This is a genomic window from Mesorhizobium qingshengii (assembly GCF_900103325.1).
In the GTDB taxonomy this organism is placed as follows: domain Bacteria; phylum Pseudomonadota; class Alphaproteobacteria; order Rhizobiales; family Rhizobiaceae; genus Mesorhizobium; species Mesorhizobium qingshengii.
In genome coordinates, this window is the sequence record NZ_FMXM01000021.1 from 106,635 (window position 1) to 131,229 (window position 24,595).

A 24,595-nucleotide genomic window follows, 5' to 3' on the forward strand; every position below is an offset into this window, starting at 1 on the left:
AATCAGGGCTTGCGGCGGACGCACGCCCTGTCGGAAAGGCGTGCCGAACCGTCGGATGACGATCCGTCGGGTTGGTCGTTGACATCCGGGATTCTAGTTCAACTACCGCTGGCATGCCGCCTGTTGGGCCCGGAACCCCTGATCGGATTTCCGAACGGCGCCCCGCTCCGGAAACTGCGCGGGGATTTCAGCCCACGTCATCGTCACGACGCGGCCGCCGGCCGGCCCTCACGCGACGAGATTGGCCATCGGCTTCACCGCGGCGAGGCTGGAAAACCTTGTCGCCGAGCACGGCGGTCGACAGTCCGAACTGGCAGGCGAGCAGGTCCTTTAGCACCGCCCTGACCTCGGTGGTCGGCGCAAGATCGCGCGCTTCATAGAGCTGAGCCGGCTTCAGTCCGGGTCGGCCCGCAATCACGCGGCTTCTCGATCGCCCCGTCCACCAGCAAGCACCACGGTGCCGGTGCCATGATCCGCTGCCGACGGTGCCGTTGATCCGGGCCGTGCACCCGAACTCGGTGATGACGACGATCGACGTGTTCGCCGAGATCCTTTTCGAATTCTTCGAAGGCGCCGTCGAGGCCGCCAAGCAAGGTGTCGAGCCGGCGCGATGGCCGGCTCCCAAGCGTTCCTACCAGCGATGCCAGCGGTGCCAGTGACGGTGGGGATGCCAGACATAGAAGGCCGGCCCATGCCGATAGTGGTAACGAGGGTAGACCACCACACGGTTGGGGACGCAGCGTCCCCACGGATTGGGATGCCAGCCAGGCCCGCAGCCCCAGGCGACATGCTCGACCAGCGCCGGGGCGGCAGGGGCGAGCGGCGCCATCGGCATCGCCGAGGATGCCGCAACCGTCGCAACGGTTCCGGTCACCGCAAGAGCGGCGGCGATCGCGTATTTTGTCAGACGATTCATGTCATACTCCGAGTGTTTCCGAGGTTGAAAACCTGTTCGAACCACACGGGTTCGGCAGGTCTGCCCTTCTCCCGGTTAAACGGCGGCGTCGGCATTTTCCGTCGGTCGTCACGGTGATTTTTTTGGCGCGGCGGACGGTTGCGCGCCGCCGCGCCGCATCAGTCCCTCCGCCAGCACACGACGACCCTCGGCGGAGCCAGCCGCCGCGAACTCGACGATGCGCTGTTCCAGCCGCGTGCGGATGGTGACGTCGGCATTGCGGGCCCGCTCCAGCGCCGCCGACAGGGCGGTCGTGTCCAGAACCGGCTGTTGCAGCAGGTCCGCTGCTTCCCGCCTGGCCTGCTGGCCGTCGAGAATGATCTGGCGCGATTCGCGGCGCACTTCGCGCAGGGCCTTGCGGAATGTCGTGCGATCCTGCTCGGGAAGCCGACCGCCGGCCGCCTCCAGGGAATGGCCCTGGCCCGACTTGCCGCTTCGTATCCAGACGGCACCGCCGGCAAGCGCCCCAGCCAGGAAGACGTTGAGCACCACCGACGCGATGATGAGGTTGCGGCTCATGCTCATAGGTCCTCCTCGATCATGTCGCCGTCGGGTCCGGCATCGCCGAACGCCGTCGCATTGGCATCAAGGACGTAATGATCGGGCTGCACTTCGGGCGTGACGATGGTCACCAGCGCCAGCCCGGCGACGGCGCCGGCCAGACCAATGCCGGCAAGCGCCAGCCCCATCCGCCAGAACAGCTGACGCCGGCGCTGAGCGAGGTGCCGGCCTGCGGCCCGCAGGATGCTGCCGTGCAAGGCCTTGCCGGGCGCTTCGACGGCATAGCTGTCCAGCTGTGCGTCGAGTTTTCCGGCGTGGCTCAAGATGGCATCGCCCATCTCGCTTGGGGCAAAGATCGCGCCTGCCATCCGTTCGGCCTCCGGCCATCGCCGCAAGTCACCGCCATAGGCCGCGGCCAGGGCCGCAAAGCGCCTGGCATCCATTGCCGGTTCGTCCTCGGTGTCTTCAGCCATCTGTTTTCCCCTTGCCCGTTGCTGCTGCGTCCCCATGCGGTGTTGGAACGGCAGCAGCCGACCACCGGGCAGCGGCCGCAAGGCGGGATGAACGCTGCACGGTCATGGTCGCCCGGTTCTCACCCATCCGCGCCATCCCTGGCCAGTATTACCTGCAGCGACCGCCGGCCGCGCGAAAGCAGGCTCTCCAGGGCGTCGACGCTGATTTGCAAGGTCGCTGCCGCCTCGATGTTGGACATCTCCTGATAGTAGACCAGGATGATCGCCTCGCGCTGGCGCGGCGCTATGCCTTGCAGTGCCCGTTCGACCCGCTGCGCGTCTTCCCGCGGATGAGCATCGGGCAGCGCTGCGGGATCGGCCACGTCCGGCACATCGTCGGTTACCCATTCGCGCCTGCGGCGCAGCCGGTCGTAACAGAGGTTCAGCGTCACCCGGTGGACCCAGGTGTCGAAACTCGCATTGCCACGCCGCCAGCTCGAGGCATGGCGCCAGATCCGCACGAAGGCTTCCTGCGCGACATCCTCGGCCTCCGCCGCATCGCCGAGCATGCGCACGGCCAGCGCCAGGATGCGCGGCAGCTTGCGCGCGACCAGGCTTTGCACGGCTGCCGGGTCGCCGGCGCCGACACGGCGAACCAGCTCCTCGTCCGGATCGGCGCTCATCCGTTGGCGCACTCCTGATGGTCATCGCGCGTCATTGCCTCTTGGTCATTGCTGCTGTTTGGGAGCGGTTTTATGGCCTGGCATTTCGTCGGCCGTCAGAACGCCGTCGGCATTCTTGTCCAGCTTGGCAAAGCGCTTGGCGAAGAACGCATCGAGTTCGGCGCGGTCGATGAAGCCGTCATGGTTGGAATCGATACGGGCGAAGGATTTGCTGGGGTCGCCCTTGGCGGTGCGTTTGGCCTGAAAGGCTGTCCATTCCAGCAGGCTGATCTTGCCGTCGCCGTCGGTGTCGGCCGCCAGGATCGCCTTCTCGCGCCGCTTCTGGAATTTGGCCAGCGTGATCTCGGACCTTGCCGGGGCAGCCGGTGCGGCAGCCGGCGGCGTGGGGGCGGTGGTCGGCGGCGTCGGCGCGGGGAGCTGTGTCGTTGTCTGGGCGAGAGCTGCAACCGTCTGCAGGCTCAAGGCAGCGGCAAGTATCGAACGGCGGATCATGCTTTGCGTCTCCGGTTGGCGCGGTACCGACGGCTTGTGCCGCGGTCACGCTTCGACCGTTAAACGCCGCGACGACCGAAATCCGTCGGTCGCGCCTGCAAATCCGTTCAAGCGGCTGGACGCGGCGCTTCCGCGCGGGTTCCGCCAGCCGCCGCGATGGCGGGCGTCAAACCCGGTACCTGGCCGCCGCCCTCAGCCGAAGCCGTGTCGGCCTGTGGCCTAGTTTGATTGGTCGGCCACTACCAGCTGCTCGGGCTTGAACGCGGCATGTTGCGGGGTCCACACCTCGCCCTCGCGATTGAACCAGTGGCACAGATACATGCCCGAGGCGGCGCCATCGCTTACCGTCATCCTGGGGCCCCCGGACTTCAACTTGACGATGTCTCCGGTCCTGAAACTGTTGGACATTTTCGACCTCCCATTCTGAGTCTCCGAGTTTCACACCAAACCGGGGTCTCGACAATGGCGGATGGCCTTCGCCGGCGTCGCAATCCTTTGCCCCAGCAGCGGCTGGAATGCCTGATGCGGCACGCGACGAGATGACCGGAATGGAAAGGAAAGTGGTGCCGCTTGCGTGACTCGAACACGCGACCCCCGCATTACGAATGCGGTGCTCTACCAACTGAGCTAAAGCGGCCCCGGGAAGCCAAGGCCTCCAAGATGGGCTGGGTGATAGACTCAACCGGCCGCGAATTCAAGATGCGACTTGGCATTTCCTGCGGGGTGTCGTGCCGCCGCCGAAAGCCGGCCACCGCACCCTTCGCCAATTGGTCGCGAAGTGATGGCTCGACAGGATTGATGTCTCCATGCGTGGGAAAATCGATGAAACATGCTGATTTCGTTATCGGAACACTGCCGGAATGGACTTTGCACACCTCGACAAGGCAGAATGCGCCGCTCGCCCGTTGATTGATTGGTCGCCTGCGGCTAACGATCATGGCAAGGTTGGGCAAACGTGCAGAGGGACCCGCTTGGACGCGATCGAAAAAGCGATCCGGAACGCCTTGGAGAAGGGCAATGCCGAGGACCGCGCGTTCCGCGAAAAGGTCTATCGATCGGCTTTCGCCGCGCTCGACCGCGCGCTCCAGGCCAATCCTGGTGTGACAGTTGAAGTCGCCATCAATCGCCGCAAGTCGATACAGGCGAAAATCACCGAAATCGAATCCGAGTTCCTGCCGGCGGTGCCGGATGTCGCGCCGCGCGGCGAAGCCCCGGCGGTCGAGCTTGCGGACGACGCCGCACCCACGGTCGAGACTGGCCAGGCGGCGCCATCGCCCGTTGTCGACGGACCTGTGCAATCCGGTTCCGATGCGCCGCACTCCCACGTGCTGCCGGTCGTTCCCGACATCATGCCCGAGCCGGTTCTTCCCGGCGCGCCGGCCATCGACATGTCGGCTCCGGCCTCGGCGCAAGCCGCGGCCGAAGTGGCGCCCGATCGCGATGAACGGCGCATAAAGGGGCGTCGCCTGCCGCTGACCGCCATCTTCCTCGGCGTGACGCTGCTTGCCGCAATTGGCATCGGCCTGTTTTTCGCCATGCAGACCGGTGTGTTCAAGACGCCGGCGCAACTCGATACCGCGCCGCCGCAAGCGCCGCCGACGGTCGAGGACGACGATTTCACGCCGGCCGATGGCGAAACCGGGCCGGCAAAGCCGGGTGCGGCGGACCAGTCGCGTGACTGGATCAACGTGTTCTCGCCGACCGACCCGACGCATGTCAGCGCCCCGTCGGATGCCAAGGCCGAGGTGATGAAGGACGACACCGGGTCATTCCTGCGCATCCAGTCCGGCGCCTCCGGTTCGGCGATCAGCTTCGATGTCGGACAAGGCGTGCTGGAGAAGCTCGCCGGCAAGCATGCCGTGTTCGACATCATCGCCCGTTCCGAAGAAGGCAAGGAGACGCAGATGTCCGTCGACTGCAATTTCGGCGAACTCGGCGACTGCGGCCGCAAGCGCTATGCTGTGGGCCAGCAGCAGAACGAATATCTGTTCGACGTGAAGTTTCCCGACAAGCACCCGGGCTCGGCTGGCACGATCGCCATCAATTCCGACTTCGACAAGCAGGGCAAGGCCGCGGACATCTACGAAATCCGCGTTTCGATCGAGCCGTAAGAGCATCCGGTGCCGGACGAAGTGGCCTAGCGATCGAGCAGTGCCTGCAGCGTCTCGATGCGGTCCGCCTCGTTGGCCGGCTTGTCCCAGCGCAGCCGTGAAATGCGGGGAAAGCGCATGGCAACACCGGATTTGTGCCGGGTCGAGCGGTTGAGCCCCTCGAAGGCGACTTCCAGTACCAGGCCGTTGTCGCGGTCGGCCCGCACCGAGCGCACCGGTCCGAAGCGTTCGACCGTGTTGTCGCGGACATATTTGTCGATCTGCTTCAGCTCTTCATCGGTGAAGCCGAAATAGGCCTTGCCGACCGGCACCAGTTCCTCCTCGCCTTCCCCGCCGGACCAGACGCCGAACGTGTAGTCCGAGTAGAAGCTCGAACGCTTGCCGTGGCCACGTTGGGCGTACATCAGCACCGCATCCACCGTGTGCGGATCGCGTTTCCACTTGAACCAGGGACCTTTCGGCCGGCCGGCGACATAAGGTGAGTCCCAGCGCTTCAGCATCACGCCTTCGATGACCGGGTGCGGCGGCGCCCGGCGCAGGTCCTCCAGCGCTTGCCAATCCTCGAATTGGACGAACGGCGACAGATCGAAGCGGCTCGGATCGAGCGTCTTCACGAAGGTTTCGAGATGGCCGCGCCGCTCGCGAAACGGCAAGGCGCGCAAATCCTCATCGCCGATCTGCAGCAAATCGTAACAGCGCATGAACGCCGGGTACTGCTGCTGCATCTTTGTGGTCACCGTCTTGCGGTTCAGCCGCTGCTGCAGATCCGAAAAGGTCCCCGTCGCTTCTTGGGGATCGCCGACCAGCAGTTCGCCGTCGAGGACAGCGGAAAAATGCATGGCGTCGGCGAGGTCTGGAAAGGCGCCGGAGACATCGTCGCCGGTGCGCGAATAGAGCCGGCGACTGCCGCCTTCGGCTGCGGCCTGGACACGGATGCCGTCCCATTTCCACTCGGCCGCATAGTCCGCGGGGGCAAGCTTTTCGAGATCGCCATCGCCGACCGGGTTCGACAGCATCACCGGTTTGAACAGCGCCATCGCCGTGCTTTGTGGTTTTTCGGCCTTGCCTTCCAGCCACGCGAACAGCCCCGTGTAAGGCGGCGACAGTCCGTGCCAGAGTTCCTCGATCTCGGCGACATCGACCTTGCCGAAATCCGCCAGAGCCTGTTTGGCAAGCCGCGCCGATACGCCGATCCGCAGGCCCCCGGTGACCAGCTTGATGATGGCAAAGCGCGCCGAGATGCCGGCGTTGTCGAGCAGCCCGGCCAGCACCTTCGGTCCATCGGAGCGGCTTGCCGCCTGCAGTTTCGCCGCGACCTCGCCAAGCGTTGGCTCACGGTTCGGAATGTTTCCGGGCGATTGCGGCCAGACCAGCGACACCGTTTCAGCGAGATCGCCGACGTAGTCGTAGGAATAGCCGAACAGCACCGCGTCCATGCGTTCGGTGACCAAAGCACGCAGCATCGCCGGCTTGACCGCGGCTAGGTTGAGGTCGCCGGTGATGGCGGCCAGCGCCAGGCCGCGGTCGGGATCCTCGACGCTGCGGAAATAGTCGGTCAGCAAGGTCAGCTTGCCGTTGCGCGACGGCGTCAGCACGAGGCGGTCGAGAAGCTCTGCGAAGCGGTTCATGCCATCAATCGCCCTCGTCCTCATAGCCGACAAGGTGCAGTGGCCGGGCGGCTATGCCTTCGAGCTCGCACCAGCGCACCAGCGCTTCCTCGCGGCCATGCGTCACCCAGATCTCCTCGGCTCCGGTCTCCTTGATGGTGCCGGTCAGCTCGTCCCAGTCGGCGTGGTCCGAGATGATCAGCGGCAGCTCGACGCCGCCCTGCTTGGCGCGCTGGCGGATGCGCATCCAGCCCGATGCGAAGCAGGATATCGGATCGGGAAAGCGCCGCGCCCAGCGGTCGGCGAAGGCCGATGGCGGACCAACGACGATGGCGCCGGCGAAATCTTGCCTGCCGCCCTCCACCGTTGCCGGTTCGAGCGTCCCGAGGTCGATGCCCTGGCCCTGGTAATACTCGCTGAGTCTCGCCAGCGCGCCATGGATGTAGATCGGCCTGTCGTAGCCGGCGTCGCGCAACAGCCGCATCACCCGCTGCGCCTTGCCGAGCGCATAGGCGCCGACCAGATGCGAGCGCTCGGGAAACTGCGCCGCCGATTTCAGCAGCCGCGCGATTTCCTCGGTGTCGGGCGGATGGCGGAACACCGGCAGGCCGAAGGTTGCTTCGGTGATGAACACGTCGCACTGGATCGGCTCGAATGGCCGACACGTTGCGTCCTTCTGCCGCTTGTAGTCGCCGGAAGCGACGATGCGCGTGCCCTGGTGCTCGACGGCGATCTGCGCCGAGCCCAGCACATGGCCGGCCGGATGGAAGCGGACGCTGACACCGTCGAGGACAATCGTCTCGCCGAGCCGTGCTGCTTGCGTCGTGTCGGCAAACTGCTCGCCATAGCGCAAGCCCATGATGTCGAGCGTCTGCTGCGTCGCCAGCACCGAGCGGTGGCCGGAACGCGCATGGTCGGAATGGCCGTGCGTGATCAGCGCCCGATTCACCGGCCGCACCGGGTCGATGAAGAAATCGCCCGGCGGGCAATAGAGGCCCTCGGGCCGGGGATGGAGCAGGTCGCTGGCGCGCATGTTTCTCCAAGATAGGATATAATTCCGCCACGGGAAGCCTGTAGTCAGAGACTGCTGACTCCCGCATACAGCATCGGCGGCTGCATTTGCCGACAGGACCCATCGCCATGAAACCGCTACAGGCCTCGTCCGGCGACTTGAACGCCGATCGCCGCGCCGATTATGCCGAGATGCTTTGTGCGGACGGCGATCATACGGCGGCGGCCGAATTGCTGCTCGGCGCGCTGGAGCTGACGCCGCAATGGGCGATGGGCTGGTTTCGCCTCGGCGAAATGCAGCAGGCTGCCGGTGCGCCGGATCTGGCTGCGCAGGCGTGGACGATGTCGCTGCAACTCGATCCGACGGATCGTCAGGGTGCCGCACTGAACCTGCAATTGATTGGCAAGGCGCCGGCCGCCGATGCGCTCCCCAGTGCCTTCGTCGAGACGCTGTTCGACCACTACGCCGAAAGCTTCGATGAATCGCTGGTCGAGAAGCTGGGTTACCGGCTGCCGCAGTTGCTCGATCAGGCTATCCGGACGGCAAGGCCGGGCCGCTTCCCGCTGGTGCTCGACCTCGGCTGCGGCACCGGCCTGATGGGGCAAAGGCTTCGGCCGATCGCCGATCGGCTGGAGGGGTACGACATTTCGGCCAGGATGCTGAAGCAGGCGCGGGCCAAGGGTGTCTACGATTTCCTGGGCAAGGCCGATTTGCGGGATTTTTCCTATGCCGGCCCGAAAGCGCAACTGGTGACGGTGGCCGATGTCTTCATCTATGTCGGCGCGCTGGACGGTGTGGTGAAGACGATGGCCGGCTTGCTGACCGAAGATGGCCTGTTCGCCTTTTCCGTCGAGAAATTGGCCGGCGATGGCGATTTCGTATTGCTGCCATCGCGTCGCTACGCGCATTCGCAACATCATGTGCGTGAAGTTCTGGCTGCCAACGGGTTTTCGGTCCTGTCGCTGGAAACAACCGTGATCCGGCAGGATCGCCGGGAACCGGTCGAAGGGCTGGTCGTTGTGGCGGGCAGGCTGCCGGCAGGTTGAAAGCCAATCCTGATTCGTCATCCTCGCGGACATCGGCGTTGCGAAAAAGTCTGATTTGCGTGCGCGACTGATATTTGCGATCTGGTCGCATCAGGGCGGGATATCAGGAGGAGCATATCAGATGCGCTGGAACATGATTGTCTTGGCATCTTGCCTGGCCACCGCCGGCTGCGTGGGCAATTCGATGTCCGAGAGGCAGGACGCCAACATACAGTCCTCCCTGCAGTATGACAGCGTCCCGTGCGACCAGTTGCTCGCGCAGCGCAACGGATTGGCGCAGCAATACCATCTGTCGACGGAAGCCAAGCCGACATTCTCCAACCCGGCGATGGGCTTTGGCCCGTTCACGCCGGACATGCGCTCCAAGGCCAAGCGCGATGCCGACCAGGCGACCGGCGAGATCGATGCCATGAACCGGTCGATCGACCGCCGCGATTGCGGCCACCCGGACAAGCAGAAGAAGTTGGCCCTGCCGGGTTAGGGCAGGATCCGAAAAGTGGAATCCGGTTTTCGGACGCGGCGTTCTAATACCCCGCTTTGCGGTCCACCAGATTATCGAGCTTTTCGCCCCGTTCGAAGGCATCCATCTGGCGCAGCATGATCGGCGCCAGGTGAACAGGGTCGGAGGTCGCGGCCGTGTGTGGCGTCACGAACACCTTGGGATGGCTCCACAACGGACTGGTCTTCGGCAACGGTTCGACCTCGAACACGTCCAGACTCGCTTCCTTCAGCGTGCCGTCATCCAGCGCCCGCAAAATGTCGGCGTCCTTCTGCAGGCGGCCGCGTCCGGCATTGATCAGCACCGAGCCGCCAAGACCGTTCCGTTTCCTCAGCTCCTTCAGCACCCCGTAGTTGATGATACCGCGGGTGTCTGGCGTCAGTGGCAGCAGCACCACCAGAATATCGGTCGCCTTGAGGAAAGGGATCAATCCGGCCTCGCCGGAGTAGGTCTCAACCCCGTCCATCGGTCGGTCGCTGCGCGACCAGCCATTGACGGCAAAGCCGAGCGACAAAAGCACCGAGGCTGCGGCGCGGCCGAGATTGCCGAGTCCCATGATGCCGACGGAAATGTCGCCGGCCGGCCTCTGCTGCGGCTCATGCCAGATTTTCTTCGGCTGCTGCGACCGGTAGAGCAGACCCTGGCGATGGTGATCGAGCACCCGCCAGACGACATATTCGGTCATGTACTGGGTGAGGTTGTCGGCGACGACCTTGACGATCGGCACATCGGGCAGGCCGGGATCGGCGAAGATATGGTCGACGCCGGCACCGATCGAGAAGATGGCGCGCAGATTGGGCAGCGACGCCAGAATGTTCGGCTTCTGCTTCCACACCACGGCATAGGTGATCGAGGGGTCTTTGGCGCCATCCGGCTCCAGCACCACCTCGCGTTCCGCCGACAACAGTTCGCGCCAGCGCTGCGGATGAAAGCCGGTGACGGCAAGCAGGATACGGCCTTTTTCCATCGCGATCTTCTAGTCCCTCTTTACGCAAATCACTGGCTGACGATCCCGACCGGGGCCGTCTCTATCTTGAAGGCGGCCGAGATCAACGCCCGAGTATAGTCGGTTTGCGGATTTCCAAAAATCTGTTCGGAAGGGCCGGCTTCGACGATCTTGCCGTTGCGCATGACGATGACGTCATTGGCCAGCGCCCGGATGACCTTGAGGTCGTGACTGATGAAGAGATAGGCGAGGTCGTGCTTGGCCTGCAGGCTGCGCAACAGGTCGACGACCTGCGCCTGCACGCTCATGTCGAGCGCCGACGTCGGCTCGTCCAGCATGACGAAGCGTGGGTTGAGCACCATGGCGCGCGCGATGGCGACACGCTGGCGCTGGCCGCCGGAAAACTCGTGCGGATAGCGGTTGCGTGTCGCCGGATCGAGGCCGACCTCGTTCAGCACGGCGGCCACTTTGTCGTCGCGCTGGTCGGGCGACAGCTTGGGTTCGTGGATCTTCAGGCCTTCCTCGATGATCTCGGCGATCGACATGCGCGGGCTGAGCGAGCCGAACGGGTCCTGGAAGACGATCTGCAATTCGCGCCTGAGCGGCCGCATGGCGTTGAAGGACAATTGGTTGATGTCGTGCCCGTTGAACTGGATGGTCCCGGTCGACGAGATCATGCGCGCCAGCGCCAGGCCGAGCGTCGTCTTGCCCGAGCCGGACTCGCCGACCACCCCAAGCGTCTGGCCGACACGCACGGTGACATCGATGCCGTCGACCGCCTTCACATTGTCGACCGTGCGGCGGAAGAAACCCTGCTTGATCGGAAACCAGACCTTGATGTCCTTGCCCGTCATCACCGGCTTGGCGGCGGCATTGGCCGCCGGCGGTTTGCCTTTCGGCTCGGCCGCCAGCAAATGCCGCGTATAGGCATGCTGCGGATTGGCGAAGATCTCCTTGGTTGGTCCGGTCTCGACGATCTTGCCCTTGGTCATCACGCAGACCCGGTCGGCAATCTTGCGCACAATACCGAGATCGTGGGTGATGAACAGCATCGACATGCCCTTGCGGCTCTTCAAGCCGGCCAGCAGTTCGAGGATCTGCGCCTGCACGGTGACGTCGAGCGCCGTCGTCGGCTCGTCGGCGATCAGAAGTTCGGGTTCGTTGGCCAGCGCCATGGCGATCATGACGCGCTGGCGCTGACCGCCGGATAGCTGGTGCGGATAGGCATCGAGCCGCTTCTGCGGATCGCGAATACCGACCTCGTTGAGCAGTTCCAGCGTACGCGCCTTGGCCGGGCGGTCGGCCATGCCCTGATGCAGCTTCAGGATCTCGACGATTTGATGCTCGATCGTGTGCAGCGGGTTGAGCGAGGTCATCGGCTCCTGGAAGATCATGGTGATCTTGTTGCCGCGCACCTGCCGCAACTGCTTCTCGCTCATCGCAAGCAGGTCAGCGCCCCGGAACAGGATCTTTCCCGAGGGGTGGCTGGCGCTCGGATAGGGCAAGAGCTTCAGCACCGACAGTGCAGACACCGATTTGCCGGAGCCGGATTCGCCGACGAGCGCCACCGTCTCGCCCTTGGCGATGTCGAAGGAGATGTGGTCGACCGCCATCGACTGGCCGCCGCCCTGGCCGAAGGCGACGCTGAGGTCCTGTACGCTGAGCAGGGGCGCTTCGCTCATCGGAACGTCTTGCGCGGATCGAAGGCGTCGCGCGTCGCCTCGCCGACGAAAACCAGCAGTGACAGCATCAGCGAAATGACGACGAAACCGGAAATGCCGAGCCATGGCGCGTTGAGGTTGCGCTGCGCCTGCTTGAGCAGTTCGCCGAGCGAGGCGGAGCCGGGCGGCAGTCCAAAGCCGAGATAGTCGAGCGAGGTCAGCGTCGAGATCGAACCGCTGAGCAGGAACGGCAGGAAAGTCAATGTCGCCACCATGGCGTTGGGAAGGAGGTGCCGGAACATGATGGTCAGGTTGGGCACGCCGAGCGCCCGGGCCGCGTTGACATACTCGAAGTTGCGGGCGCGCAGGAACTCGGCCCGCACCACGCCGACCAGCGCCACCCAGGAGAACAGAAGCATCAGTCCGAGCAGGATGAAGAAGCCCGGCGGCAGGATGGCGGCGACGATGAGCAGGAGATAGAGCACCGGGATCGCCGACCAGATTTCGATGAAGCGCTGGAACAGCAGATCGGTCCAGCCGCCGAAATAGCCTTGCACGGCGCCGGCCGCGACGCCGATCAATGCCGAGCCGGCGGTCAGGATCAGGCCGAACAGCACCGAAATGCGGAAGCCGTAGATGACACGCGCCAGCACGTCACGGGCCTGGTCGTCGGTGCCAAGCCAGTTCCAGTTGCCGACGATGCAGGCCGGGTCGGCCGCGCCTTGCGGGTACTGGTTGCAGCGTGTCTTGGCGTCGTACTCCCAGGACGGCCTGGCCGGTGCGGCTTCCGGAATGGCGTTGTTGACGGTCTGGTATGAGTAGCGCACCGGTGGCCAGATCATCCAGCCATTGGCGTTGATCTCGTCCTGGATCACCGGGTCGCGGTAGTCGGTGACGGCATAGAAGCCGCCGAACTTTTCCTCGGGGTAGGCGACCAGCACCGGGAACAGGATCTCGCCCTTGTAGGAAGCGATGATCGGTTTGTCGTTGGCGATGAATTCGGCAAACAGCGACAGCACGAACAGGACGAGGAATATCCACAGCGACCAGTAGCCGCGCCGGTTGGCTTTGAAGTTCTGCAGGCGGCGCTTGTTGAGCGGCGACAGGAACGGCCGCTTGATCCGTGCGGGTGCCGTCTCCGCAGTGGCGCTGGCCTCCGACATCAGACGTCTCTCCGCTCGAAATCGATGCGCGGATCGACCCAGGTGTAGAGCAGGTCGGACAGCAATCCGACGAACAGGCCGAGAAGCGAGAAGATGTAGAGATTGGCGAACACCACGGGATAGTCGCGTTCGACCACCGACCTGAAACCGAGCAGGCCGAGGCCATCGAGCGAAAAGATGTTCTCGATCAGCAGCGAGCCGGTGAAGAAGGCCGAGATGAAGGCGCCCGGAAAACCGGCGATGACGATCAGCATGGCATTACGGAATACGTGGCCGTAGAGCACCTGCCGTTCCGACAGGCCCTTGGCGCGCGCGGTCACCACATACTGCTTGCGGATCTCTTCCAGGAACGAGTTCTTGGTCAACAGCGTGGTGGTGGCGAAAGCCGACAGCACCAGCGCCGTCAGCGGCAAGGTCATGTGCCAGAAATAGTCGACGATCTTGCCCCACCAGGACAACTGGTCCCAATTGTCGGAGGTCAGGCCGCGCAGCGGAAACCAGTCCCAGAAGGACCCGCCGGCAAACAGCACCATCAGCATGATGCCGAACAGGAAGCCTGGGATGGCATAGCCGACAATGACGACGCCGCTGGTCCAGACGTCGAACGGACTGCCGTCCTTGACCGCCTTGCGGATGCCGAGCGGGATCGAGATCATGTAGGAGAGAAGCGTGATCCACAGCCCGATGGAAATCGACACCGGCATTTTTTCCAGGATCAGGTCGAGCACCGAGATGTCGCGGAAATAGCTGTCGCCGAAATCGAAGCGGGCGTAGTTCCACAGCATCATGCCGAAGCGCTCGAGCGGTGGCTTGTCGAAGCCGAACTGCTTTTCCAGCTTCTTGATGAATTCCGGATCGAGGCCCTGCGCGCCGCGATATTTCGAACTGACGTCGCCGGCGACGTCCAAATTGCCGCCGCCCGCGTCGCCACCGCCGCCGCCGAGGCGATCGCTGCCGCCCTGGTTGGTCAGTTTGGCGATGACCTGCTCGACCGGACCGCCGGGCGCGAACTGGATGACGGCGAAGGATATCGCCATGATGCCGAACAGGGTCGGGATCATCAAAAGGATGCGGCGCAGGATATAGGCGCCCATCAGGCTTTCTGCCCTCGTTGGACTGATATCTCAGCCTTTGCCAATTTTTGCCGCCTTGCCCTTATCGAACCACCACAGCGCCTCGACCGGAAAGCCGAAATCGGGCTTCTGTTCGGGAAAGCCGAACATGTCCCAATAGGCGCTTCGGTGATTCGCCAGGAACCAACTAGGAATCCAATCGCGCCGCGCGCGCAAGACCCGGTCAAGCGCCCGCATCGCCACGGTCAGGGTTTCACGATCCTTTGCGGCGCCCACGGCATCGATCAGCGTGTCGATCGCGGGGTCCGCCACGCCCGGCAAATTTCGCGAGCCGGAGACGTTGGCGGTGCTCGAGTGGAAGAAGACTTCGAGATCGTCGCGCGTCGGCGTCGCGCTGAACGAAAAAGCGGCCGACAGCAGATCGAAGTCGAACGTCGCTTGTCTGGACTGATATTGCGCCGAATCCACCAGCCGGATGGTGGCATCGATGCCGATCGCCTTCATGTTGGCGACCCAGGGCGAATAGATCTGCACGAAGGTGTCGTCATCGACCATGATCTCGGCCGAAAGCCTGCTGCCCCTGTCGTTGACGACAAAGTCGCCCGACCGTTTCCAGCCCGCGGCGGCCAGAAGCTTTGCCGCCTGGCCAAGCAGTTTGCGGTCGCGGCCGGAGCCGTCTGATGCTGGCTGCATCACAGCCTCGCCGAACACTTCCGCCGGAAGCTGGCTGCGCAGCGGCTCCAGCAGGGCCAGCTCTTCCGGCGAGGGCGGCCCTTCGGCACGAAAGGCCGATTTCTCGAAACAGGATTGCGAGCGTTCGTAGGAGCCGTAGAAGAAATTGCGCCGCGTCCATTCGAAGTCGAAGCAGAGTGCGATCGCCTGCCGCACCCGCGCGTCGCGAAACTGTTCGCGTCGTTGATTGACCGCGGTCCCCTGCATGGCGGGTTTCTTTTCGGCCGGAAATTCGTGCTTGACCACTTTGCCGGCCGTGAGTGCGGGGAAGTCGTAGGCGGTGGCCCAGACGCGCGATGTGAATTCTTCGCGATAGGTGATCTCGCCCTTCTTGAAGGCTTCGAAACCGGCCGTGCGATTCTGATAGAACTCGATGCGGATGATGTCGAAATTGTTCAGGCCACGATTGACCGGGAGGTCGCGTCCCCAATGGTTCGCCACACGCTCATATTCGATCCATGCGCCGGCCGAGAAGCTCCCGACCTTGTAGGCACCGGAGCCAAGCGGCGGGTTCAATTGCGAACTGTCGAACGGGTTTGCCGTGTAGAAAGCCCTCGACAGGATCGGGAACTGCACGATGTTGAGAACGGTGCGGGCGGATTGCTTGCCGGAAAAAGTCAGCCGCAGCGTGCGGTCGTCCACGGCAACGGCGTCGACCATATGCGTCAGCGATAGCGACAGGTCTGGGTGGCCCTTGTCCTTGTAGAGCTTGAAGGTGAAGGCGGCGTCTTGTGCCGTCAGCGGCGTGCCGTCGTGGAAGCGGGCCTGCGAGCGAAGCGAGAAGGTGAAGCCGTTGCGGTCGTCCGACAGCGTTACACCGTCGGCGATCTCGCCATAGACAGCGTCCGGCTCATCGAGCGCTGATACCATCAGCGCATCGAAACACATCTCCATGCGCGGCGGCGCGTCGCCCTTGTTGGCGAAGGAATTGAGCGTGTTGAAGGTCTGCGTGTCCTGGTTGTAGCCCCAGTTCGGTGGGGCGAAATTGAAAATGCCGCCAGTCGGTGCGTCGACGTTGACATAGTCGAAATGGGTGAAATCCGGTTTGTATTTGAGGTCGCCGAAGGCAGACAGGCCATGCAGCTTGGTGCCGGTCGCGATGTCGGCGAAGGCCCGGCCGGGCAAAAGAGCGGCGACCGCGGCTGCGCCGCCCAATGCCAGGAAATCGCGGCGGGGCAGGACCGCCATCAATTGCTGCCCCTGTATTTGGTCGCCAGCGACTTTTCCTTCTCCGGATCAATCCACCAGGAGTCCAGATCGACGCCCCGATAGGTAGGTTGTGTCTCCGGCATGCCGAACTTGTTCCAGTATGCGGCGCGAACTTTCCCCAGGTGCCATTGTGGCACCATGTAGTAATTCCACAGCAGCACCCGGTCGAGCGCATGGGTGGCGGCAACCAGATCGTCGCGGTCCGTTGCAAAGATAACCCGGTCGATCAAGGCGTCCACCACCGGGTTCTTGATGCCCGCGAGATTGCGTGACCCTGACCTGTCGGCCGCGGTGGAGCTGAAGAAATCGCGCTGTTCATTGCCTGGCGAATTGGATTGCGCGAAACTTGCAAGCGCCAGCATGTCGAAATCGAACGCACGCGTTCGGTTCGTGTACTGACTATCGTCGACGATCCGCAGCGTGGCATCAATGCCGAGGCGCCGCAGGTTGGCAATGAAAGGCGAGGCGACGCGTTCATCTATAGGGTCGTTGCCGAGAAACTCGATCTTGAATACCGCGCCGGTTTTTGCATTCACCAATTTTCCGGCCTGATTGACCCAGCCGGCTTGCTTGAAAAGGTCGTAGGCCTTGCGCAAATTCTCGCGCCCTGATTGTGGCGTGTCATAGACCGGCAGTTTGAATTTCTGCGTGAACAACTCTGGAGGCAGCTTGTCTCGATATGGCTGCAAGATTTCCAACTCCTTGCCTTGCGGCATGCCGGTTGAGGCCAGATCTCCGCCTTCGAAATAGCTGTCGGTGCGCGTATACGCGCCGTAGAAGATGGTTCGGTTCATGCTCTCGAAGTCATAGGCGTAGGTGAGTGCCTGGCGCACGCGCACGTCCTGGAACAGCGGGCGGCGCGTGTTCATGACATAGGCCTGCATGGGTTCCGGTGACGTCGTGGGGTATTCCTTTTTTATGACGTCCCCTGACTTGATGGCCGGAAAAGTGTACTCGACCGCCCAGCGCTGGGCACGGGTCTCGGCGCGGAAGTCCTCTAAGCCACCTTTGGTGAAGGCCTGCCACGCCGCGTTGTCATCGAGGAAATAGCTGAAACGCTGTGTGGCGAAATTCTCACGGCCTATCTTCACGGGCAGTTTGGCGCCCCAATAGTCCGGCACGCGCTGCCAGACGATTTCAGAACCCGGCTTGAAACTGGCGATCTTGTAGGCCGCCGATCCCAGCGGGGGCTCCAGAGTCGATTTGGTGATGTCGCGCTTCTTTCCACTGGCATCGGTGCCTTCCCACCAGTGCTTGGGCAACACGACAAGATCGCCGAGGATCTTGGGCAGTTCCCGGTTGCCCTTCTGGTTGAAATGGAACTCGACCTCGCGGTCGGAGACCGCCACCGCATCGGTGACGTTCTCGAAATAGCGACTGTACAAAGGACTGTTAGCCTTCAGCACCTGGAACGACCAGATCACGTCATCGACTTTTATCGGCTGGCCATCATGCCATTTGGCGCGCGGATCGAGCCGGTAGGTCGCGGAGGAATAGTCGTCGGGGTATTTGTAGGCATCGGCGATCAGCGGGTGGCTGGTGCTGCCTTCGTCGGTGGCCTGGTCCATCAGAGTGTCGTAGAGCAGGCCGCCGCCGAACCCGACAAGTCCCGCCGCTGGCGATCCCTGGACGACATAGGGATTGAAACTGTCAAAGGTGCCAAGCACCACCGAATTCAGCGTGCCGCCCTTCGGCGCATCAGGGTTGACGTAGTCGTAGTGCTGGAAATTGTCGCCGTATTTGGACTCGCCGATCAGCGATGAGGTGGTGCGCCATTCGTCGGCACGGGTGGTCTGCAATCCCGCCGCCAGAAGGGCCGCCGCCAGCAACGACTTGAGAAGCGTTCGGCCAACCGTCATGCACTATCCTCTTCGCGATGCCTGTCCCGGATCAGTCCAGAAAGGCAATCTAGATGATTTGGCGCTCGTGAAAACCGCCATGCGCGGCTTTGTCGCCGTATATGCGTTTTTCCTAACGAAAAAGCCGGGCTGAACCCGGCTTTTTCAAGGTCGTCGAAATGATAGCTGGTTATTGGGCAGGCGCCGGTGCCGGTGCGGCCGGAGCCGGTGCAGCGGCTGGCGCCGCCGGCTTCGCCGGGGCGGCTGCATCAGCGGGCTTGGCGGGCGCCGTTGCGTCGGCGGCGGCACCTGGCGCCGGCAGCGGCTTGGGATTGTCCGAAAGCGTGCGCAGATAGGCGATGACGTTGGCGCGGTCCTCGTCCTTGGGCAGGCCGGCGAAGCCCATGGCCGTCCCTTTCACGAATTTCTTCGGCGAGGTGATGAAGTGGTTGATGTTGTCGTAGGTCCACTTCTCGGTGCCGCCCTTGGAGAATTCCTTCATGCCGGCCGAATAGGCGAAGCCCGCATGTTCGGCGACGGGGCGATCGACGAGGTCCCACAGATCGGGGCCGACCTTGTTCGGGCCGCCCTTTTCGCCGGAATGGCAGGCCTGGCATTTCTTGAAGACCGCTGCACCCGCTTCGACATTGGCGGTCGCCAGCAGGTCGGCGATCGGCTTGGCTTCGGCAGCCGGAGCGGCCGGGCCGCCTTCGGCGGGCTCGGCGGCTTCGATGGCGAAACCGGGCTTTTCCGGGGGCGGCGAGGCAAACAGCGCATTGGACACAAGGCCGACCGAGAACACCACGAAAACGGTTCCGAGCAATCCGGCGAGCAGCTTGTTGACTTCGTTGGAATCCATACGCCCCTTGCTCCCTTTTCCGGCGGACCGAACCGTCCACTCCGTCCGTCGGTATCGAGACCTGCCCTCCAGAGCCGGTCAAATCGGGCGGAAACTAGGTCTTTTGCTCGGGCGTTGCAACACCTATAAGGGCGCTTCCAGTGAGACCTTTTGCCACTTTTCCCTTCCACTTTTGAGACGCCCAGCACTTGCGATGTCCACGTTGATCCTGATCCCGGCCCGCATGGCCTCGACGCGCCTGCCGGGCAAGCCGCTGGCTGACATCGCGGGCGCGCCGATGATCGTCCATGTCGCCCGCCGCGCCGCCGAGGCCGGCCTCGGCCGGGTGGTGGTGGCGACCGACACGCAAAGCGTGGCGGAAGCGGTGCGCGCGCATGGTTTCGAGGCCGTGATGACGCGCGCGGACCACGAATCGGGTTCCGACCGCATCTTCGAGGCGTTGACGATCCTCGATCCTGCAAAAAAGGTCGAAACGATCGTCAACGTTCAGGGCGACCTGCCGACCATCGATCCCGATATAATCGGCGCTTCGCTCAGGCCTCTCGAGAACACGGCCGTGGATATCGCCACGCTCGGCGTCGAGATCGTCCGCGACGAGGAGAAGACCAACCCGAACGTCGTCAAGATCGTCGGTTCGCCGCTGTCCGGCACGCGGCTGCGGGCGCTTTATTTCACCCGCGCCACCGCGCCATGGGGCGAAGGGCCGCTCTATCATCATGTCGGCCTCTATGCCTACCGCCGCGCCGCGCTCGAGCGCTTCGTCGGGCTGAAGCCGTCGCAGCTCGAACGCCGCGAGCGGCTGGAACAGCTGCGGGCGCTTGAGGCCGGCATGCGCATCGATGCCGAGATCGTGCGTTCGCTGCCGCTCGGCGTCGACACGCCCGAAGACCTCGAACGCGCCAGAACCATCCTTTCGACCTGAGAAATCCCTTCGAACCCGAGACCCCCTTGAATCGAGACTTGGCCCATGCCTGAAAAGACCAACAGAATATCGTTCCAGGGCGAGCCGGGCGCCAATTCCGACACCGCCTCCCGCAACGTCTATCCCACGATGGAGCCGTTGCCGTGCCCGACCTTCGAGGATGCGTTCAATGCCGTCGAGACGGGCAAGGCCGATCTCGCCATGATCCCGATCGAGAACACCATTGCCGGGCGCGTCGCCGACATCCATCATCTTTTGCCGGAATCGAAACTGCACATCGTCGGCGAATATTTCCTGCCGATCCATTTCCAGCTGATGGTGCTGCCGGGCGTCAAGCGAGACGAGATCAAGACCGTGCACAGCCACATCCACGCGCTTGGCCAGTGCCGCAAATACATCCGCAAGAACGGCTGGAAGGCGATCGTCGCTGGCGACACGGCTGGTGCCGCCAAGCTGGTCTCCGAGGTCAAGGACCGCACGATGGCCGCTCTGGCGCCGGCTCTGGCCGCGACGCTCTACGGGCTCGACATCATCGAGGAGAATGTCGAGGACACCGACAGCAACGTCACCCGCTTCGTCGTTCTGACCAAGAACAAGCAGTGGGCCGAACGCCCCTCGGCCGACGCCAAGATGATGACGACCTTCATCTTCCGCGTCCGCAACGTGCCGGCCGCGCTCTACAAGGCGATGGGCGGCTTCGCCACCAATGGCATCAACATGACCAAGCTGGAGAGCTACCAACTGGGAGCTTTCACGGCGACGCTGTTTTACGCCGACATCGAGGGCCATCCCGACGATCCGCTGGTCAAGCTGGCGCTGGACGAGCTTCGCTTCTTCTCGCGAGAAGTGCGGATCCTTGGCGTCTACCCGGCCAGCGAGTCGCGTGAGCAGTGGAAGGTGGCGGACTAAATCACCGCGCCGAGCGGCACATAGTCGATCTCCATGAAGGTCTCGACTTCCGGAATCCAGCGATCGCGCACGAAGGCGACGTGGTCGGGATGGTCATTGTACCTCGTATAGGCGGCCTGGTCGGCGAACTCCATCGAGAAGCCGAACCGGTAGTCGTTCTTGGGGCTGACCTGCCGCAACTGTTCGAAATGCGTGACGCCCCGGATCGCCGAGAGGATTTTCCTGGCGTCGACGAGAAACCGCTTTTCCTCCAGCGAATGTGGCGCATGCTTCAGCGTGAAGACGACGGTGTGACGGATCATTTGTCTCTCCTGGAATGTCTTTCAGTATTCGCGGGCATCATTCGGCATCGACCCAGGCGCGGATAAGATGGTGCGCAATGGCACCTTTCGGCGGCGTGATCAGATTGCCGGGATGCTCCCTGGCAAGCATCAGGCGCACTTCGTCGCGGGCAAACCAGCGGCAGTCTTCCAGCTCGTTGAGGTCGGCCTGGATGTCTTCATTGAGCGGCTCGCCGAAACAGCCGATCATCAGCGAATAGGGAAACGGCCAGGGCTGGCTGGCATGGTAGACGACACGGCCCAGCCTTATGCCGGCCTCCTCCAGCGTTTCGCGGCGCACCGCCGCCTCGATCGTTTCGCCCGGCTCGATGAAACCGGCAAGGGCCGAATACATGCCCGGCGCGAAATGCCGGCCGCGCCCAAGCAGGCATTTCTCCCGCGTCGCCGTCAGCATGATCGCCACCGGATCGGTGCGCGGAAAATGCTCGGTGCCGCAATTCGGGCAATGCCGCTTGTAGCCGCCCGCCCGCATCTGTGATTCGGTACCGCACTTGCTGCAGAAACGATGGCTTGCGTGCCAGGCGAGCAGGGCGGCACCCTGCGCCATCGCGCCGGCAGCCGCTTCATCGATCAGCCCTTGCATGTAGACCGAGCGGTAATCGATCGCCTTGATGGTTTCGGGCAGCTGTTCGGCATCGACGCCGGCCGGCACGGCCAGCACGGGTCCTTGTTCGGAAAAGCCGAGCAGGACGCCGTCGGCAAGGGAAATCTTGAAGGGCTGGCTCTCGGCGGCGCCGAACCATGGGTCGAGACTGCTGTTCCCGAGCTTCAGATAGAGCCGGCCGCCATTCATCAAAAGCAGCCGCGTCGTCGGATCGGCCAGCGCCTGGTCGACCGAATCGTCGGCGCGGTTCTCGGATTGCCGGTCGATCGTGTTGCCGGCAAAGCCGACGAACTGGCTCGGCTCGCGCAAGGGCGCGTCAAACAGGCGGAAGCTCATGCGGACTCTGGACATGTTTTGGGACGGACACAGGGGAAGGCTTATAGCGCCGCCCTTATCGTTTCGGCAAACCGGCGCAGATCGGAACGCTTATAGGGCTCGCGCAGGCCGTGCCCCCACACCGGGCCGGGCCAGCCGGGATCGCCTTCCGAACGTGCGATGACATGGATGTGCAACTGGCGCACGATGTTGCCGAGCGCGCCGGTGTTGATCTTGGTGCAGCCGGTCGCCTTCTTCAGCGCTTGCGCCACCATATTGGTCTCGAAGGTCAGCATCGCCTGGTCGAGCGGCGTCATGTCGTGGATCTCCTCCGCGCCAGGCCGCTGCGGCACAAGCAGCAGCCATGGCCAGCGGCGGTCGTTCATCACCCGCAATTCGCACAGCCCAAGCCACATCAACTGCTCGCTGTCCGCCTCCAGCCGGGCATCCAGCGTGAATCCGGCCTTCAGGCCCGGCAACATCGGCGTTTCCCCTACGTTTCGTGTTTTTCTCAAACTCATGAACGCTAGAGCGGCGGCACAGGGGCTGCAAGCGAATCATCATGCACCTCACGGATTGGTGTGCCAATTCTCGTGCGCACTTGCATTTCGTCGCCGGATTGCCGATATGGGAAGCGGGAGGTTGGTGGTGGACGATCCACTCGCCAACCGGGTCAGGTCCGGAAGGAAGCAGCCCTAACGAGCCCGGAACGGGTCATTGTTCCAGCCTCCCACCTCATCGGCCCCTCTCGCGACATTGACGACGCATTGCAGCGCGAGCGAGACTATGCGCAGGAATCGGCCGCCTTCGGAGGTGGCCATTTGGAGCTTTACGGGCGAATGAGCGAAGCCGGAAATTCGGGACCAGAAAGCCTGGAGAATGGCAAGGCCGCCGCCTATCGCGTGCTGGCGCGCAAGTACCGTCCTTCGAATTTCTCAGAGCTGGTCGGCCAGGAGCCGATGGTGCGCACCCTCACCAACGCCTTTGCCACCGGCCGCATAGCCCAGGCATGGATGCTGACCGGCGTGCGTGGTGTCGGCAAGACCACGACGGCGCGCATACTTGCGCGGGCCCTGAATTATAAAACCGCCGATATGGACCAGCCTTCGGTCGACCTTGCCGTGCTCGGCGAGCATTGCCAGGCAATCATGGAAGGCCGCCATGTCGACGTCATCGAGATGGATGCCGCCTCGCACACCGGCATCGACGATATCAGGGATATCATTGAGCGCGTGCGCTACGCACCGGTTTCGGCGCGCTACAAAGTCTACATCATCGACGAAGTGCACATGCTTTCCACGCAGGCCTTCAACGGCCTGCTGAAGACGCTGGAAGAGCCGCCGCCGCACGTCAAGTTCATCTTCGCCACCACCGAGATCCGCAAGGTTCCGATCACCGTCCTGTCGCGCTGCCAGCGTTTTGACTTGAGGCGCATCGATGCCGGTGCGCTGGTCGCCCACCTCTCCTCGATTTCGGCCAAGGAAGGCATTTCGGTCGACGACGACGCGCTGGCGATGATCGCGCGCGCCGCCGAAGGCTCGGCCCGTGATTCGCTCTCCATCCTCGATCAGGCGATCGCGCACGGCGCCGGCTCCGTCAGTGCCGATGCCGTACGGGCGATGCTGGGGCTCGCCGACCGCGCCCGCATCGTCGACTTGTTCGAACATGTGATGAAGGGCGACGTGGCGGCCGCATTGGCCGAATTCCGCACCCAATATGACACCGGCGCCGATCCGGCCGCCGTGCTGACCGATCTTGCCGAGTTCAACCACCTCGTCACCCGGCTGCGTTTCGTGCCGACGGCAATCGAGGATGCTTCGCTGTCCGAGGGCGAGCGGCAGCGCGGCGCCGATTTCGCCAGGACGCTGTCGGTCAGGGTGTTGTCGCGGACATGGCAGATGCTGCTCAAGGGCATCCCCGAGGTGCAGTCATCCAACCGGCCGGTCAGTGCCGCCGAGATGGTGCTGATCCGGCTGGCGCATGCCGCCGACCTGCCGACGCTGGACGAGGCGCTGAGATCGCTCGATGGCGCGGCACCGGTTCAAAATGGCTCGACGCGCCCGAATGGAGCGCCAGCAGGTTCCGGCAACGGCGCCAGCGCCAGCGCGGTGGCGCAGACGCGCATGCCTGCCGGACCGGGCGGTGCGCAGACCATGCGACTGGTCGAGGCCGAGCCTGCTCCCATCGCCTTCGTCGCGCCCCCGCAACCGGTGCTCGAGACGCAGCAGGTACCGCTGAAATCGCTGGCCGACATCGTTGCCCTTGCCGACGCGCAGCGTGACATCGCCTTCAAGGTGTTGGTCAAGAGCTGCATCCGTCTCGTGCGTATCGAGCCCGGCCGTATCGACGTCGGCCTGACCAGCGACGCGCCCAAGATGCTGCTCAACGACCTGACGACGAAGTTGCGCGCCTGGACCGGGCGCAACTGGCTGGTCTCGCTGTCGAAGGAGGAGGGCGGCCAGACCCTCGCCGAAATGGAATCGACCAAGCGCGAGAACGCTTTCCTCGATGCCAAGAGCGACCCGACCGTCGCCGCCATCCTGGCGCGCTTTCCCGGTGCGAAGATCATCGACGTGCGCATTCCCGACGCGCCGGAAGCCGAGACGGCTGAAGCCGATGTGCCGGTCGAACCGCCGGCGGACGACGACGAAACCTGATCCCAGCA

Annotated in this window: 25 protein-coding genes, 1 tRNA gene and 1 other RNA gene; 7 read left to right on the forward strand and 20 right to left on the reverse strand. The window is 63.5% G+C overall.

Annotated elements, in window-relative coordinates; all coding sequences use genetic code 11:
* Positions 1-187: 187 nt before the first annotated feature.
* The 8 genes from BLS48_RS26910 to BLS48_RS26945 all read right to left on the reverse strand — a co-directional run bounded on the left by BLS48_RS26910 (position 188) and on the right by BLS48_RS26945 (position 3,720).
* Positions 188-589, reverse strand: a complete 402-nt coding sequence (locus BLS48_RS26910; protein ID WP_425284749.1) for a DUF1501 domain-containing protein — start codon at positions 587-589, stop codon at positions 188-190.
* A gap of 42 nt (positions 590-631) precedes the next feature.
* Positions 632-916, reverse strand: coding sequence for a GCG_CRPN prefix-to-repeats domain-containing protein (locus tag BLS48_RS26915; RefSeq protein WP_091584521.1), 285 nt, complete (start codon positions 914-916; stop codon positions 632-634).
* A gap of 108 nt (positions 917-1,024) precedes the next feature.
* A complete protein-coding gene (locus BLS48_RS26920; RefSeq protein ID WP_091584523.1) occupies positions 1,025-1,480 on the reverse strand; it encodes a periplasmic heavy metal sensor in 456 nt (151 codons plus the stop codon).
* Positions 1,477-1,929 (reverse strand): hypothetical protein, encoded by a 453-nt coding sequence (locus tag BLS48_RS26925; RefSeq protein ID WP_091584525.1) that lies wholly within the window; start codon positions 1,927-1,929, stop codon positions 1,477-1,479. Before BLS48_RS26925 ends, BLS48_RS26920 begins: the two co-directional genes overlap by 4 nt.
* A gap of 119 nt (positions 1,930-2,048) precedes the next feature.
* Positions 2,049-2,591, reverse strand: coding sequence for an RNA polymerase sigma factor (locus BLS48_RS26930; protein ID WP_091584527.1), 543 nt, complete (start codon positions 2,589-2,591; stop codon positions 2,049-2,051).
* 45 nt (positions 2,592-2,636) lie between these two features.
* Positions 2,637-3,083: an EF-hand domain-containing protein gene (locus BLS48_RS26935; protein WP_091584529.1), complete on the reverse strand. Its 447-nt coding sequence runs from the start codon at positions 3,081-3,083 to the stop codon at positions 2,637-2,639.
* 219 nt (positions 3,084-3,302) lie between these two features.
* Positions 3,303-3,491 (reverse strand): YodC family protein, encoded by a 189-nt coding sequence (locus BLS48_RS26940; RefSeq protein ID WP_091584531.1) that lies wholly within the window; start codon positions 3,489-3,491, stop codon positions 3,303-3,305.
* Positions 3,492-3,644: 153 nt separating this feature from the next.
* Positions 3,645-3,720: transfer RNA gene (locus BLS48_RS26945), tRNA-Thr, on the reverse strand.
* 334 nt (positions 3,721-4,054) lie between these two features.
* Between BLS48_RS26945 and BLS48_RS26950 the strand changes: the two genes are divergently transcribed.
* Positions 4,055-5,194, forward strand: coding sequence for a hypothetical protein (locus BLS48_RS26950; RefSeq protein ID WP_167365258.1), 1,140 nt, complete (start codon positions 4,055-4,057; stop codon positions 5,192-5,194).
* A 26-nt stretch (positions 5,195-5,220) separates the two neighbouring features.
* Here the strand turns inward: BLS48_RS26950 and BLS48_RS26955 are convergent, their stop codons facing one another.
* The gene (locus BLS48_RS26955) at positions 5,221-6,822 is read right to left on the reverse strand and encodes a cisplatin damage response ATP-dependent DNA ligase (RefSeq protein ID WP_091584535.1); all 1,602 of its coding nucleotides are present in this window, start codon (positions 6,820-6,822) and stop codon (positions 5,221-5,223) included.
* A gap of 4 nt (positions 6,823-6,826) precedes the next feature.
* Entirely contained in the window at positions 6,827-7,834 is a 1,008-nt protein-coding gene (locus tag BLS48_RS26960; RefSeq protein ID WP_091584537.1) for a ligase-associated DNA damage response exonuclease, read from the reverse strand.
* 107 nt (positions 7,835-7,941) lie between these two features.
* Between BLS48_RS26960 and BLS48_RS26965 the strand changes: the two genes are divergently transcribed.
* Together BLS48_RS26965 and BLS48_RS26970 are read left to right on the forward strand one after the other, a co-directional pair.
* On the forward strand, positions 7,942-8,859 hold the full coding sequence (locus BLS48_RS26965; protein WP_091584539.1) for a class I SAM-dependent DNA methyltransferase: 918 nt from the start codon (positions 7,942-7,944) through the stop codon (positions 8,857-8,859).
* A gap of 121 nt (positions 8,860-8,980) precedes the next feature.
* Positions 8,981-9,340: a hypothetical protein gene (locus BLS48_RS26970; protein ID WP_091584541.1), complete on the forward strand. Its 360-nt coding sequence runs from the start codon at positions 8,981-8,983 to the stop codon at positions 9,338-9,340.
* 43 nt (positions 9,341-9,383) lie between these two features.
* On the opposite strand, the gene BLS48_RS26975 is transcribed toward BLS48_RS26970, so the two are convergent.
* From BLS48_RS26975 to BLS48_RS27005, 7 genes are all read right to left on the reverse strand, one after another.
* Entirely contained in the window at positions 9,384-10,325 is a 942-nt protein-coding gene (locus BLS48_RS26975) for a 2-hydroxyacid dehydrogenase (RefSeq protein ID WP_091584543.1), read from the reverse strand.
* Between the two features lie 29 nt (positions 10,326-10,354).
* Entirely contained in the window at positions 10,355-11,986 is a 1,632-nt protein-coding gene (locus BLS48_RS26980) for an ABC transporter ATP-binding protein (RefSeq protein ID WP_091584545.1), read from the reverse strand.
* Positions 11,983-13,128: an ABC transporter permease gene (locus BLS48_RS26985; RefSeq protein ID WP_091584547.1), complete on the reverse strand. Its 1,146-nt coding sequence runs from the start codon at positions 13,126-13,128 to the stop codon at positions 11,983-11,985. Before BLS48_RS26985 ends, BLS48_RS26980 begins: the two co-directional genes overlap by 4 nt.
* On the reverse strand, positions 13,128-14,222 hold the full coding sequence (locus BLS48_RS26990) for a microcin C ABC transporter permease YejB (RefSeq protein ID WP_091584549.1): 1,095 nt from the start codon (positions 14,220-14,222) through the stop codon (positions 13,128-13,130). The genes BLS48_RS26985 and BLS48_RS26990 overlap by 1 nt, the downstream gene beginning before the upstream one ends.
* 30 nt (positions 14,223-14,252) lie before the next feature.
* On the reverse strand, positions 14,253-16,121 hold the full coding sequence (locus tag BLS48_RS26995; protein WP_091584551.1) for an extracellular solute-binding protein: 1,869 nt from the start codon (positions 16,119-16,121) through the stop codon (positions 14,253-14,255).
* Complete coding sequence (locus BLS48_RS27000; protein WP_091584553.1) at positions 16,121-18,001, reverse strand: extracellular solute-binding protein; 1,881 nt, start codon at positions 17,999-18,001, stop codon at positions 16,121-16,123. The genes BLS48_RS26995 and BLS48_RS27000 overlap by 1 nt, the downstream gene beginning before the upstream one ends.
* Before the next feature lie 169 nt (positions 18,002-18,170).
* Positions 18,171-18,839 (reverse strand): c-type cytochrome, encoded by a 669-nt coding sequence (locus BLS48_RS27005; protein WP_091584555.1) that lies wholly within the window; start codon positions 18,837-18,839, stop codon positions 18,171-18,173.
* A gap of 193 nt (positions 18,840-19,032) precedes the next feature.
* Here BLS48_RS27005 and BLS48_RS27010 point away from each other — a divergent pair, with 193 nt between their 5' ends.
* Both BLS48_RS27010 and BLS48_RS27015 read left to right on the forward strand, forming a co-directional pair.
* The gene (locus BLS48_RS27010) at positions 19,033-19,761 is read left to right on the forward strand and encodes a 3-deoxy-manno-octulosonate cytidylyltransferase (protein ID WP_091584557.1); all 729 of its coding nucleotides are present in this window, start codon (positions 19,033-19,035) and stop codon (positions 19,759-19,761) included.
* 45 nt (positions 19,762-19,806) lie between these two features.
* Positions 19,807-20,670 carry a prephenate dehydratase gene (locus BLS48_RS27015; protein ID WP_091584559.1) on the forward strand — a complete coding sequence of 288 codons (864 nt, stop codon included), beginning with the start codon at positions 19,807-19,809 and terminating at the stop codon, positions 20,668-20,670.
* Here the strand turns inward: BLS48_RS27015 and BLS48_RS27020 are convergent.
* From BLS48_RS27020 to BLS48_RS27030, 3 genes are read right to left on the reverse strand one after another with little or no spacing between them, the layout of a single operon-like run.
* Positions 20,667-20,972 carry a Dabb family protein gene (locus BLS48_RS27020; protein ID WP_091584561.1) on the reverse strand — a complete coding sequence of 102 codons (306 nt, stop codon included), beginning with the start codon at positions 20,970-20,972 and terminating at the stop codon, positions 20,667-20,669. The genes BLS48_RS27015 and BLS48_RS27020 overlap by 4 nt on opposite strands.
* Before the next feature lie 37 nt (positions 20,973-21,009).
* Positions 21,010-21,951, reverse strand: a complete 942-nt coding sequence (gene nudC / locus BLS48_RS27025) for an NAD(+) diphosphatase (protein WP_091584563.1) — start codon at positions 21,949-21,951, stop codon at positions 21,010-21,012.
* 41 nt (positions 21,952-21,992) lie between these two features.
* The gene (locus BLS48_RS27030; RefSeq protein ID WP_091584565.1) at positions 21,993-22,412 is read right to left on the reverse strand and encodes an HIT family protein; all 420 of its coding nucleotides are present in this window, start codon (positions 22,410-22,412) and stop codon (positions 21,993-21,995) included.
* 155 nt (positions 22,413-22,567) lie between these two features.
* On the opposite strand from BLS48_RS27030, the gene ffs reads away from it, so the two are divergent.
* An RNA gene (ffs, locus tag BLS48_RS27035) (signal recognition particle sRNA small type) lies at positions 22,568-22,664 on the forward strand.
* A 105-nt stretch (positions 22,665-22,769) separates the two neighbouring features.
* Entirely contained in the window at positions 22,770-24,587 is a 1,818-nt protein-coding gene (locus BLS48_RS27040; protein WP_091584598.1) for a DNA polymerase III subunit gamma/tau, read from the forward strand.
* Positions 24,588-24,595: the final 8 nt, after the last annotated feature.

Coding starts and splice junctions, on each gene's coding strand:
- BLS48_RS26985 (WP_091584547.1), bottom strand. CDS start 13,128: ATGTCGGAGGCCAGCGCCACTGCGGAGACGGCACCCGCACGGATCAAG.
- BLS48_RS26960 (WP_091584537.1), bottom strand. CDS start 7,834: ATGCGCGCCAGCGACCTGCTCCATCCCCGGCCCGAGGGCCTCTATTGC.
- BLS48_RS26915 (WP_091584521.1), bottom strand. CDS start 916: ATGAATCGTCTGACAAAATACGCGATCGCCGCCGCTCTTGCGGTGACC.
- BLS48_RS26925 (WP_091584525.1), bottom strand. CDS start 1,929: ATGGCTGAAGACACCGAGGACGAACCGGCAATGGATGCCAGGCGCTTT.
- BLS48_RS27030 (WP_091584565.1), bottom strand. CDS start 22,412: ATGTTGCCGGGCCTGAAGGCCGGATTCACGCTGGATGCCCGGCTGGAG.
- BLS48_RS26935 (WP_091584529.1), bottom strand. CDS start 3,083: ATGATCCGCCGTTCGATACTTGCCGCTGCCTTGAGCCTGCAGACGGTT.
- BLS48_RS26965 (WP_091584539.1), top strand. CDS start 7,942: ATGAAACCGCTACAGGCCTCGTCCGGCGACTTGAACGCCGATCGCCGC.
- BLS48_RS27020 (WP_091584561.1), bottom strand. CDS start 20,972: ATGATCCGTCACACCGTCGTCTTCACGCTGAAGCATGCGCCACATTCG.
- BLS48_RS27010 (WP_091584557.1), top strand. CDS start 19,033: ATGTCCACGTTGATCCTGATCCCGGCCCGCATGGCCTCGACGCGCCTG.
- nudC (WP_091584563.1), bottom strand. CDS start 21,951: ATGAGCTTCCGCCTGTTTGACGCGCCCTTGCGCGAGCCGAGCCAGTTC.
- BLS48_RS26930 (WP_091584527.1), bottom strand. CDS start 2,591: ATGAGCGCCGATCCGGACGAGGAGCTGGTTCGCCGTGTCGGCGCCGGC.
- BLS48_RS26970 (WP_091584541.1), top strand. CDS start 8,981: ATGCGCTGGAACATGATTGTCTTGGCATCTTGCCTGGCCACCGCCGGC.
- BLS48_RS26980 (WP_091584545.1), bottom strand. CDS start 11,986: ATGAGCGAAGCGCCCCTGCTCAGCGTACAGGACCTCAGCGTCGCCTTC.
- BLS48_RS27000 (WP_091584553.1), bottom strand. CDS start 18,001: ATGACGGTTGGCCGAACGCTTCTCAAGTCGTTGCTGGCGGCGGCCCTT.
- BLS48_RS26940 (WP_091584531.1), bottom strand. CDS start 3,491: ATGTCCAACAGTTTCAGGACCGGAGACATCGTCAAGTTGAAGTCCGGG.
- BLS48_RS26920 (WP_091584523.1), bottom strand. CDS start 1,480: ATGAGCATGAGCCGCAACCTCATCATCGCGTCGGTGGTGCTCAACGTC.
- BLS48_RS27040 (WP_091584598.1), top strand. CDS start 22,770: ATGAGCGAAGCCGGAAATTCGGGACCAGAAAGCCTGGAGAATGGCAAG.
- BLS48_RS26975 (WP_091584543.1), bottom strand. CDS start 10,325: ATGGAAAAAGGCCGTATCCTGCTTGCCGTCACCGGCTTTCATCCGCAG.
- BLS48_RS26955 (WP_091584535.1), bottom strand. CDS start 6,822: ATGAACCGCTTCGCAGAGCTTCTCGACCGCCTCGTGCTGACGCCGTCG.
- BLS48_RS27015 (WP_091584559.1), top strand. CDS start 19,807: ATGCCTGAAAAGACCAACAGAATATCGTTCCAGGGCGAGCCGGGCGCC.
- BLS48_RS27005 (WP_091584555.1), bottom strand. CDS start 18,839: ATGGATTCCAACGAAGTCAACAAGCTGCTCGCCGGATTGCTCGGAACC.
- BLS48_RS26995 (WP_091584551.1), bottom strand. CDS start 16,121: ATGGCGGTCCTGCCCCGCCGCGATTTCCTGGCATTGGGCGGCGCAGCC.
- BLS48_RS26990 (WP_091584549.1), bottom strand. CDS start 14,222: ATGGGCGCCTATATCCTGCGCCGCATCCTTTTGATGATCCCGACCCTG.